The sequence below is a fragment of the Gordonia sp. (in: high G+C Gram-positive bacteria) genome (assembly GCF_049647785.1).
In the GTDB taxonomy this organism is placed as follows: domain Bacteria; phylum Actinomycetota; class Actinomycetes; order Mycobacteriales; family Mycobacteriaceae; genus Gordonia.
On record NZ_JBARYI010000084.1, the window covers coordinates 45063 to 55440 of the forward strand.

Genomic DNA, 10378 nt, shown 5'->3' on the forward strand with positions numbered 1-10378 from the left:
GGTCACTCCCTTTCGTCTGGCATCGATCGTAGGTCCCGCAACTGACGCGCCCACGGCGTTTGGAGTTCTTCACCAGTAACCTTCAGTCGCGCCAGCAAGGTTTCCATCTGCCCGTAGGCGGGTTCAACTTCGTAGGCGTCGAATACACCCCTCCGAGCCGATGCCGCCGCCAGAAGTGACTGACGCGCCGATTCGATCTCGCCGCAATCGTATTGGGCCTTAGCGAGATCGAACAGCAGCCGTGACTGCAGTCCGCCAAGCAACCGGCCGGGTACCAAACAGGCCGCTAGCACCTCGCGCCGTCGAATCGCGTCATCGATCCTTCGCGAGAGAATCCAGCCAACGACCGGCGGTAACCCCAATCCCAGGGTCCTGAGGTCGCAGTACTCTTCTGCAATGGCCTGCGCCCTCGCGCCCTCGCCGATTAGTTCGGCAACCAGCGCGAGAACCCACCCCGAATCCGATCCACCGTCGGGCCGCCGCGCGGGAAACTGCTCGGCGTCGTCGAACGCCGCCCGCGCGAGTTCGACGTCGTCGAGCATCAACCAATGTGCGGCGGCCAAGGCCAGCCTCTCCCGATCGGTGCAGTGCATGCCGGACACCTCCCGGTAGAGGGCCTTCACGGACTCGCGGGTGTTGGCGCCACAGGTTTCGACAAATGTTCCCGCAAGGTGAAAAGGTGATGCCGCCCGACCGACCGCCCAAATCGCTGCGTCTGTGTCCCCGGCGTTGAGTGCCGCGCTGGCCAACGTCTGGCAGCAGTAGTCACGGGTGGCCCGATCCACCGGGTCTGGCCATCGGTCCAGCATGCGGCGCATGGTTTCCGATGTCAGGAGCGACCCAGCAAACTCCTGACTACCCCGTCGACCGCGCGGACCCAATCGTCTTCCGGCAGCGTTTCTAGGACGGCCACAAACTCACCGCGCCAGTGCTCAGACGTGCTCGCAGGGGTCCCGACCAGCAAGCTCTGGACGATGACCGCAACGGCGACCGTCGGATCCCACCCCTCAACGGGATCCGACGACGCGCATTGCCACAGCGACACCAGCGGGTGCTCACCGCCCTCGGCGGCGAGACCGTCCAAGATCGCTGAACCCGCCCCGTCCACAGAGCGAATCCCGTACGTCGCTTCACCGAACGAGACGTCGCCGGAGGCCATATCCGCGCGAGCCCGGAGCAGACGTGCTGAGAGCATCCTCATCACGGAACCGGGACTGTCCATCAGACCGCTACTACTCCTCGGCCAGATGCCCGAGCTTCCCGTCGAGCGTCACCCAGCCGTCGGCAACCATCGCCAGGAGCAGCTGAGCCTTGTTCGCGACGGGCCTGCCAACTTCGTCGTACCGTCGGGTGACGCGCCGGTAGTGAGTGCGCACTGTGCATTCGGCGATGAAGTGCGTCGCAGCCGTCTCTTTGACGGTCTCACCGAGAACATAGGTGGCGAGCACTTCTTGCTCGCGGCGTGAGAGCGCCACTCGCGCACCTGGCGCTTTTCCGAGGATCTGCGCGAGGGCCCCTCTGATCTGATCGCTGGCGTTCGGAAAGTTCAGGATCACCGGGGCTTCCGCTGTCGCTGTTGCCGTATCGGCACCGTCGACAAGAGCGATGATCTGCGTCCACTGCCGAGCTGCCATGGGCAGTTGTGCCAATGTTTGTGCGCCGTGGACCACCAACACTTTCGGCAGCGCCCGCCTCACGGCAAGGCCAACGACTTCCATGGTCGTCGCGTCGTAGCCGAGCGATCGGATCCACGCCGCCGTGGTCTCGCCAACGAAGGTGTTCGGCGAAACGACCCCCACCGCATCGACAAGTTGGACGCAGGGTCCGCCGAGCCCCCGCGTGTGCGTTCGACTGAAGGGCCCCGAAGCCGGAGACTGTATGCCACCCCGGCGGTCGAGCACACTGACCGCGCTGTCAGTAATTGTCATGTGAGGTGTCCTCTTTCCTGGTGAGCCTCAGCTCGAAGCCGACATGAAGAATTCTGTCCAGGGCATTCATCCGAATCAGCGGGAGAATCCACCTTTCGACTGCCTTCCTGGGTGGTTCTGCGCATAATTTCGACAACCTCCATGCGCGATTGCGCATGATCTGACTATTACTAGTAGGATCTGACACGTGTCTACTGGCCTCCGCATCCTGATCGCCTCCCCACTCGGCCGGATTATTGCCGCACCGCTCGAGGCAAACTTCCCCGACGTCACCGTGACGGTGGCCGCCACCGAGGCCGAGTTCGACCGGGCAATCACCGGCCGGGTCCGCTATGACGTGGTCAGCGCCGATCTCATTTGGAATCAACCGCAGACCGAGTGGACATTCGACGGACTCGATGCAATCGACCGGCTCCGTGAAGTGGACCGATTGGCGCCAGTCATTTTGGCCACGCAGGGGCACAGTATGGAACGCGACCATCTCGACGAAGCCCTGCTCCGGGACGAGGTCTGGGGAGTGTTTCCCAAATCCGCAGGCCTTCACCCGTTGATGGACTCGATCAGGTCGGTGGCACTCGGCAACCGTCTGCCGACCGAAGCGCATCCGCGCTACCCCGAACCCCTGTACACCTACCTGCAGGGGCGGCGCGGTAGCACGGCCGGGCGGTTCGCTGGCGCTATCGCCGCTGGTCGGGCCAGCGACAATGCCACTCTTGCAGCAGCAACAAAGGTGGCTTCGAGCACGGCAAATAAGGTTACGAGCCACTACCTCGGGCCCATCATGATTGCCCGCGGTGAACACGATGAGTCGCAACCGCTGACCCAAGGATCGGTGTACCGGTGGTGCGGTCTGCATGCCCGCTATTTGGTCAGTTGGTGCCGCAGGAACGGGCACATCGACGTGCTGAACTAGCTTCGCCGACCGGGTGAGCAACTTTGTCACTGGCAGGTCCGCACATGGCGGCGACCGGACGGCATGTCCTCGCCCAAGACGATTCGCCTACCCACTGCGGCACCTACCGCACCAGCGAGCGTCGCCGCAGAACCCAGTTGAGGCCACGATGGAATCGTTCGACCCACCTCGGCTAGTGACATGCGCATCCGTTCGGTGACGCCATCTCCGACGATCGCCCCCGCGATCGCCACCTTGTTCGCCGGATCGTCGAGCACGTCGGCCCCCAGTTCGACGATGTCTCCAGCTCGACCGTGGAAAAGCGGATAGTCGCCGTCCAAGTCGTACCGTTCCACGTCGACGATCACGTCGTCACCGTCATCGGTCACCATCACCACGGGCAGCCGTGCTGCGCGCGCGGCGATCCGCAGTTCCACCTTCCGACGAACGTCATCCATCTCCTCGAACACGACCGCCGGAGGCGTTGCGCCGCCCAGGAATTCCGCGGCAACGGCATCGCTGTAGCCCGTCGGGAATGTTTCGACCTGCGCATACGGATCCAATTCCAGGAGTCGTCGGTGCGCCAGTTCTACCTTCGGTGCCCCGAGGTCGCACACCGACCCGGCAAGCCGATTCAGATTGCTGATCCCCAGCGTGTCAAGGTCGGCTACACGGAATCGCCGTGCGCCCGTTAGCGCACAGGTATGAAGAACCGATCCACCGACGCTGAGTCCCGCCACCGCGATCGTCGCCGCCGACCACCGGTCCTGCTCATCGTCAGTGATGAGGAATCGGTTTCGTGTGGTTCGCAACAGGTGAAACAGATGCGGAGCCGGAAGTTTTACGATCGCCGCGCGCCACGGGAACACCCCGTAGCGAACGTCGACGGTCTCGTCCGAAGTCAGGAGCTCACCACTGCCGGACAAGGCCAGAACCTGCTCGAGGTCGGTACGCGCCTCGCTCCAGGCGTCGATCAATCGCAGCCCCGATGACGGAGCAGTGAGCCTACTGATGTGGGCATCGTCGATCCCGGGAGTCAAGATGGTGATCATCGTGCACCCCCGACCCAGCGGTGCTTCACCTGGGCGTCCCCGGCGGCGAACGCGCCGTAACCGCAGAACTCGATGACCGGTAGCGCAGCGGGGCCGTGCGTGTCGAGCAGCGAACGGTATTCGCTGTTTCCGTTTGCCAATGCCGCGCTGCATGCCTGCACCAGGTGCGTTCGCAGGCACTCATCCGGGTCCGCACCGATTGCTAACTCGACACCGACCACCAGTTGTGGTGCGGCATCCGCACCGTCGGTAGAGGTGATGACGAATCGCCCGCTGACCCGCTGCGCCAGGGCCACGTCGTCGAAGACCGCGTGCAATGGTTGCGGATAGATGTTGGCCGAATAGAAGGTGGCTGCCACATCCGTGCGCCCAAAGAGCACCAAATACGCCGCGTGCGGAGGTACCGCACCCGCCAACTCATCGAAACCATTGGCACGCAAGATCTCTGCGAGCGCACCCGCGTCAAGGATGCGACCGGTGTCGTTGATGCGGTAGCGCACCAGCGGTGCCGCACCGTCGATAGTGAACAACAGGTAGCCGTCCCCACCGTCTGAGGTGTCAACCTCCACGTATCGGCGGTACGGGTCGTACTCGACGAAAGTCGGGGCGACCGATACCGCTGGACCGTAGAGGTCGTCAGCGAGCGGCGAACCGATGACGGCGAGGCGTCGAATCGTCTGGGTCAGCCGTGACTCGAATCCCATCACTCCGGCATCGGCAGTCCCGTACAGCAGGCAACTCTGCAACTCGGTATCGGCGCCCACCAACCGGTGCACACTGTCGCGCCACGCTTCGGTGATCGTTTCGCCCGCAAGCAGGATCTTGATGCCCTTCCGCAACGCCGGCGGCGATTCTTGCAGAACCTGCTTCACGAACGGCGGATAGCCAGCCAGCACCACCGAGTCGTACTGGTCACCGACCCCGGACAGCCAGGCCAGCACCGCGTCGACGTTCATACCAGGAGTGGCGACCGAAATCTGGTGGCCCAACTCGCGCAAACCTCGGACCCCCTCGTAGGTGTAGATGCCACCGACCCATTGGCCCATCGCGAAGGCATTCACCAGCAGCACTCGCTCATCGAGTGATCGGAAATGCTCGCTGAAGATCCGGTCAAAGAACTCGACCGAATCCGCGGTCGCCTGCTCATCCCTCGGCCAGAACGTCGGCATACCGCTGGAACCGGAACTCGCCGACCAGGTGGCGGCCACGGTCGGCTCACCGTGACGGAGTCGTTGCGCCGGGCTGTGCGCCGTAAGGTAATTGCCTTTCGTCATCTGCGGGAGCGCCTCGAATGAGGAGGAATCAATCCTTTCGCCGTCGGCGTGGTGAACTGCGAGCAACGCCCGATACGCGGGTACTTGCGCCGCGGCTTTACGCGCTACCGTCACTGCTTGTGCCAAGCCGGCTGGGGCGTGAAGTTGCTGTTGAGTCATGGTGGCCTCCTGATCGTGGTGTCAGGACGTACCCGTTTCCCCACGCGGCAGACGGGCGTCAACGGCCTCCGGCGTTTCGCGAGCCTCGCTCACCACCGGTACCGTTAGCTGCCATGAACACTCCGGGGCCCGCATGATTGTCCGCATCTTCGGGATCTCGGTCCTCGTCTCAATTGCCGCACTCGTGGCCGCCTACCTCTATGGCGGCACCACGGCACTGGTCTTGACCGCCATTCTCGGTATCCTCGAGGTTTCGCTGTCGTTCGACAATGCGGTCATCAACGCCACCATCCTGGCGCGGATGAGTGAGTTTTGGCAGCGGATGTTCCTGACGGTCGGCATTGTGATTGCCGTATTCGGGATGCGTCTGGCATTCCCGCTCGCTATCGTCTGGATTTCCGCGGGATTGAACCCCGTCGAAGCGCTCGAACTCGCGCTCAATCCGCCAACCGACGGTTCACCAACCTACGAGAGCATCATCACCGACGCACATACTCAGATCGCTGCGTTCGGCGGAATGTTCCTGATGATGCTGTTCCTCGGCTACTTCTTCGAACGACGCGAACTGACGTGGCTGTCGTGGATCGAGCGGCCGATGATGATGCTGGGCAGCGTCAAATCCAGTGCGGCCGCGATCGCGCTCGCAATTCTGGTGGGCACCGCGACCTTCATCGCCCCCGATGGTGAGACCGCGACCGTGATGGTCGCGGGTGCGCTCGGCATGATCACCTACATCGTCGTTGACGGCCTCGGTTCGGCCTTCCACATCGAGGACAGCGAAGGGATCGACGAGGTTGCGGGCCAGCACACCTCCGCTGGCCCGTCGGCCTTCGCGAAAGCCACCGGCAAAGCCGGCTTCTTCCTCTTCCTGTACCTCGAGGTACTCGACGCGTCCTTCTCGTTCGACGGTGTGATCGGGGCCTTCGCCATCACCGCCAACCCCATCATCATTGCCCTCGGACTGGGCTTGATCGGTGCCATGTTCGTGCGTTCGATGACCGTCTTCCTCGTCCGTCACGGCACCCTGTCCGAGTACGTGTATTTGGAACACGGCGCGCATTGGGCCATCGGCGCGCTGGCGCTCATCCTCATGTACTCGATCGGTACACCCGTCCCCGAGATTGTTACCGGCCTCGTCGGAATCGTGTTCATCGCCGCGGCTTTCATCAGCAGCCTCGCCTACCGCCGAAAGCACGCCACGCACAGCATCCACGTCTAGCTGCAGATTTCGGTCTAGCATCAGTGGGTGAACGACGCCACGAGAGCCCTCCTCGTCGTCCCCCTGCTTATCTTCGCCGCGCCGATTCTGGCGCGGCTCGTGGGCCGATGGATCAAGATTCCCGTCATTGTGTACGAGTTGATGCTGGGGATTCTTGCCGGTCCTGCCCTTCTCGGCTGGGTTGGCGAGTCCGCCTTCATAAGCCACCTGTCGAGTTTCGGCGTCACCTTGCTGTTCTTCATTGCGGGCACCGAGATCACCCGCTCCGCGATCCGCGGGCGCACCGCCAAACGGGCGTGGCTCGGCTGGTTCATCAGCATTGCAGTCGGTATTGGGGCCGGTTTCCTGGTGTCGCCCGGCTTGGGGGCGCTCATCATCGGTATTAGCTTGGCGTCGACGGCACTCGGCACGCTGCTGCCGATCCTCCGCGACGACGGTGACCTCGGCACCCCGTTCGGCAACGCGATCGGCGCCATCGGTGCCGCGGGCGAATTCGGACCGATCCTGGCGATCTCCCTGTTCCTTGGCGGCCGGTCGTTCGGGACAGCGACGGTCGTGCTGGCAATCTTCGCGGTGGTTGCGTTGACCGCGCTCTATCAAGCTGGAAGGTCGCCGCATCGGCACCTACACCGGCTCGTCGAATCGACGCTGGAGACATCGGGGCAGTTCGCGATCCGCGCCATTCTGGCGATTCTCGCAGTGCTCGTCTGGCTTGCGCTGGAGTTGGGCATCGACACCCTGCTTGGGGCGTTCACCGCCGGTATCGTCTGGAAACTACTGATGCGCGACGCCAACGAGAAGACCCAGAAATCGGTCGAAGCGAAAGTCGACGGTGTCGCCTTCGGCTTCCTGATCCCGATCTTCTTCGTTTACACCGGCGTCAAATTCGACCTTGCGTCGTTGCTCGACGACCCGAAGACCTTCGCCGCCATCCCCGTCGTACTGGTTGCATTGCTGCTGATTCGTGGAGTCCCTTCCATGCTGGCTGCGCCCGAAGACGCGAGCCGCCGCGAACTACTGGCGACCGGTTTCCTCGGTGCGACGGCCCTCCCAATCATCGTCGTTGTGACCGAGATCGGGGTTCGCGAAGGGCTCCTCACCAGTACACATTCCGCCATTCTGGTGGGTGCGGGCGTCCTGTCGGTGCTGATATTCCCGCTGGTAGCCGGAGCGCTGCGAAAGCCGGAACTAGTCGCGGCTACCGGTGACAACTAGCGGTGCACGCTCGCCAAGGTCGAGGCGTTTCCATGACCGCCGACCGGCAGCAATAGCGCTGACCGCAGGTAAGCCGTCGCGTACCGTCACCCAGTGCACCTCGAGGTCCGCGTCGCCAAGCCCATCGTCAACCTTGTCCGTGAAAGCCCTGCGGTACAACGGGTTTCCCATCAGGCCACCGCAAAGCACCATGCGTGCGGTCCCCGTGATGTCACTTTGTCGGACCCCGCGGTCAACGAGTCGCGCAAGAGTTCCGGCCTGCTCGTCAATGATCGCGCGGGCAGTCTCGTCGCCAGCTGCCACCGCGCACACGCTCCCGGCGAAGCGGGCGATGTCGGCCTTCATTGTCGGCCCCGCCACGGCTAGGGAGCGGAACTGCGCCTGCACCTCGGCGTCAGTGACTCGGTAGGTCTCGCGAAACTGTTGTCGTAGGGGCGATTGAATGCCCTGTTCCAGATCGCGAGCCACGGCGCGAATACCGTCGAGTCCCACCCAGAATCCGGAGCCATCGTCGCTGGCGACCCAGTCGTGGCCGCCATGCTGGGCGACGGTTGCACCACTGCGGATCAACACATTCGACCCGGTCCCCGCGATCACCGCGCCGTCGGCTTGATGGCCGAGGATCAGGGCCACGCCGTCGTTGACGACCAAGATTTCCGAGACTGCGCCGTCGAACATCGTCGATACCGCCGCCTCCGCGGCTTCCCGGAACGTGGTACGCAGACTGTCGACGAAGCCGGCCGCCGCGATCACGACTCTCACCGGTAAACCCCGCAGGCCACCGGCACCACAGGCCTCTTCGATAGGCTCGAGGATCTGTCTCATCGTCGCGCCGATCAGGCCGGGATCGAGGTACCCCGACAGCGTGGCTGCGTTCGTAAATTGCGCTCGCGCAGCACTTTCTCCGTCCACTCGAAGTAGCGCCTTGCTGCTTGTACCGCCGCAGTCAACGGCAATCTGCACTTGAGTCACGGCAGTTCCCCTCTGGAATCGCGCTCGCGGAGTTGGCCGCGCACGCCACGACCATAGGCCAACTACGGGGCGGGCAGTCGCTCAAAACAAACAGCCCGAACCCTTTTCGGGTCCGGGCTGCTTGCACGCGTAAAAACTAGTCGACGCCCGAATCGATTGCGGCACGGTCGAGCGACTCCGACGCCGCGTCTTCCGGATGGCCACCGGCGATGGCCTCGGCACCGCCGGCGGACAGTTCACCGACGAGGTCGGCGGTCGCGCCGCCGACAATGCCGAGCTGTGCGTACTGCTCAAGGCGGGCACGCGAGTCGGCGATGTCCAGGTTGCGCATGGTGAGCTGACCGATGCGGTCCGACGGGCCGAATGCGGCGTCGCCAACACGCTCCATCGACAGCTTGTCCGGGTGGTACGACAGTCCGGGGCCGGTGGTGTTGAGGAAGTGGTAGTCGTCGCCACGGCGGAGACGGACGGTCACTTCACCGGTGATGGCCGAAGCGACCCAGCGGACCAGTGCCTCGCGGAGCATCAGCGCCTGCGAGTCCATCCAGCGACCCTCGTACATGAGGCGACCCAGGCGACGACCCTCGTTGTGGTAGTTCGCGACGGTGTCTTCGTTGTGGATGGCGTTGACGAGCCGCTCGTAGCCGATGTGCAGCAGCGCCATGCCGGGGGCTTCGTAGATGCCGCGCGACTTGGCTTCGATGATGCGGTTCTCGATCTGGTCCGACACGCCGAGGCCGTGGCGGCCGCCGATTTCGTTGGCTTTGAGGACCAGGTCGACGGGCGAGGCGAAGGTTTCGCCGTTGATGGCCACCGGGCGACCCTGCTCGAAGCGGATCGACACGTCTTCGGTGGCGACGGGCACGTCGTCGCGCCAGGCGGCAACACCCATGATCGGTTCGACGACGTCGAGGCCATGGTCGAGGTGCTCGAGGGTCTTCGCCTCGTGGGTGGCACCCCAGATGTTGGCGTCGGTGGAGTACGCCTTCTCCTGCGAGTCGCGGTACGGGAGCTTGCGCTCGATGAGCCACTGGCTCATTTCGTGGCGGCCACCGAGTTCTTCGACGAACTGCGTGTCGAGCCACGGCTTGTAAATCCGCAGGTTGGGGTTGGCCATCAAGCCGTAGCGGTAGAACCGCTCGATGTCGTTGCCCTTGTAGGTGGAGCCATCGCCCCAGATGTCGACGTCGTCGTCTTTCATGGCGCGAACCAGCAGCATGCCGGTCACGACACGGCCGAGCGGCGTCGTGTTGAAGTACGTCTTGCCGGAGCTCCGAATGTGGAAGGCACCGCACTGCAGGGCGGCGAATCCTTCTTCGACGAGTGCGGCGCGGCAATCGACGAGGCGGGAGATCTCCGCACCGTACTGGCCGGCGCGACCGGGGACCGACGCAATGTCGGGCTCGTCGGCTTGGCCGAGGTCAGCGGTGTAAGTGCATGGGATAGCGCCCTTTTCGCGCATCCACGCAACAGCGACAGACGTATCCAGACCACCCGAGAACGCGATTCCGACGCGCTCTCCCTTCGGCAATGAGCTCAGCACTTTCGACATATGTCCAGCTTAAAGGCCACAGGATACTCGGGGCCAATCACCGCCCGATTACGTGACGAACTCACCCCGCCCCGCTGTTCCCGCATGATGCGTCGATTCCCGCACTATGTCAGAC

General features: G+C 63.6%; 10 protein-coding genes. 3 read left to right on the forward strand and 7 right to left on the reverse strand.

What is annotated here, in order from left to right:
- Positions 1 to 2: 2 nt before the first annotated feature.
- The 3 genes from WBA38_RS14820 to WBA38_RS14830 are packed head-to-tail and all read right to left on the reverse strand — an operon-like array spanning position 3 to position 1928.
- The gene (locus WBA38_RS14820; RefSeq protein ID WP_424323014.1) at positions 3 to 809 is read right to left on the reverse strand and encodes a hypothetical protein; all 807 of its coding nucleotides are present in this window, start codon (positions 807 to 809) and stop codon (positions 3 to 5) included.
- A gap of 20 nt (positions 810 to 829) precedes the next feature.
- Entirely contained in the window at positions 830 to 1195 is a 366-nt protein-coding gene (locus tag WBA38_RS14825; RefSeq protein WP_424323015.1) for a hypothetical protein, read from the reverse strand.
- A 37-nt stretch (positions 1196 to 1232) separates the two neighbouring features.
- Positions 1233 to 1928, reverse strand: a complete 696-nt coding sequence (locus tag WBA38_RS14830; RefSeq protein ID WP_424294843.1) for a LuxR C-terminal-related transcriptional regulator — start codon at positions 1926 to 1928, stop codon at positions 1233 to 1235.
- 187 nt (positions 1929 to 2115) lie between these two features.
- Between WBA38_RS14830 and WBA38_RS14835 the strand changes: the two genes are divergently transcribed.
- On the forward strand, positions 2116 to 2841 hold the full coding sequence (locus WBA38_RS14835; protein WP_424294842.1) for a response regulator: 726 nt from the start codon (positions 2116 to 2118) through the stop codon (positions 2839 to 2841).
- Between the two features lie 26 nt (positions 2842 to 2867).
- On the opposite strand, the gene WBA38_RS14840 is transcribed toward WBA38_RS14835, so the two are convergent.
- Both WBA38_RS14840 and WBA38_RS14845 read right to left on the reverse strand, forming a co-directional pair.
- Entirely contained in the window at positions 2868 to 3872 is a 1005-nt protein-coding gene (locus WBA38_RS14840; RefSeq protein ID WP_424323016.1) for a ThiF family adenylyltransferase, read from the reverse strand.
- Positions 3869 to 5305, reverse strand: coding sequence for a hypothetical protein (locus tag WBA38_RS14845; protein ID WP_424323017.1), 1437 nt, complete (start codon positions 5303 to 5305; stop codon positions 3869 to 3871). The genes WBA38_RS14840 and WBA38_RS14845 overlap by 4 nt, the downstream gene beginning before the upstream one ends.
- Positions 5306 to 5438: 133 nt before the next feature.
- On the opposite strand from WBA38_RS14845, the gene WBA38_RS14850 reads away from it, so the two are divergent.
- Together WBA38_RS14850 and WBA38_RS14855 are read left to right on the forward strand one after the other, a co-directional pair.
- Complete coding sequence (locus tag WBA38_RS14850) at positions 5439 to 6524, forward strand: DUF475 domain-containing protein (protein WP_424323018.1); 1086 nt, start codon at positions 5439 to 5441, stop codon at positions 6522 to 6524.
- Between the two features lie 27 nt (positions 6525 to 6551).
- On the forward strand, positions 6552 to 7739 hold the full coding sequence (locus tag WBA38_RS14855) for a cation:proton antiporter (RefSeq protein ID WP_424294836.1): 1188 nt from the start codon (positions 6552 to 6554) through the stop codon (positions 7737 to 7739).
- Here WBA38_RS14855 and WBA38_RS14860 read toward each other — a convergent pair.
- Positions 7713 to 8711, reverse strand: a complete 999-nt coding sequence (locus WBA38_RS14860) for a BadF/BadG/BcrA/BcrD ATPase family protein (RefSeq protein WP_424323019.1) — start codon at positions 8709 to 8711, stop codon at positions 7713 to 7715. The genes WBA38_RS14855 and WBA38_RS14860 overlap by 27 nt on opposite strands.
- 136 nt (positions 8712 to 8847) lie before the next feature.
- A complete protein-coding gene (gene argG, locus WBA38_RS14865; protein ID WP_424294072.1) occupies positions 8848 to 10263 on the reverse strand; it encodes an argininosuccinate synthase in 1416 nt (471 codons plus the stop codon).
- Positions 10264 to 10378: the final 115 nt, after the last annotated feature.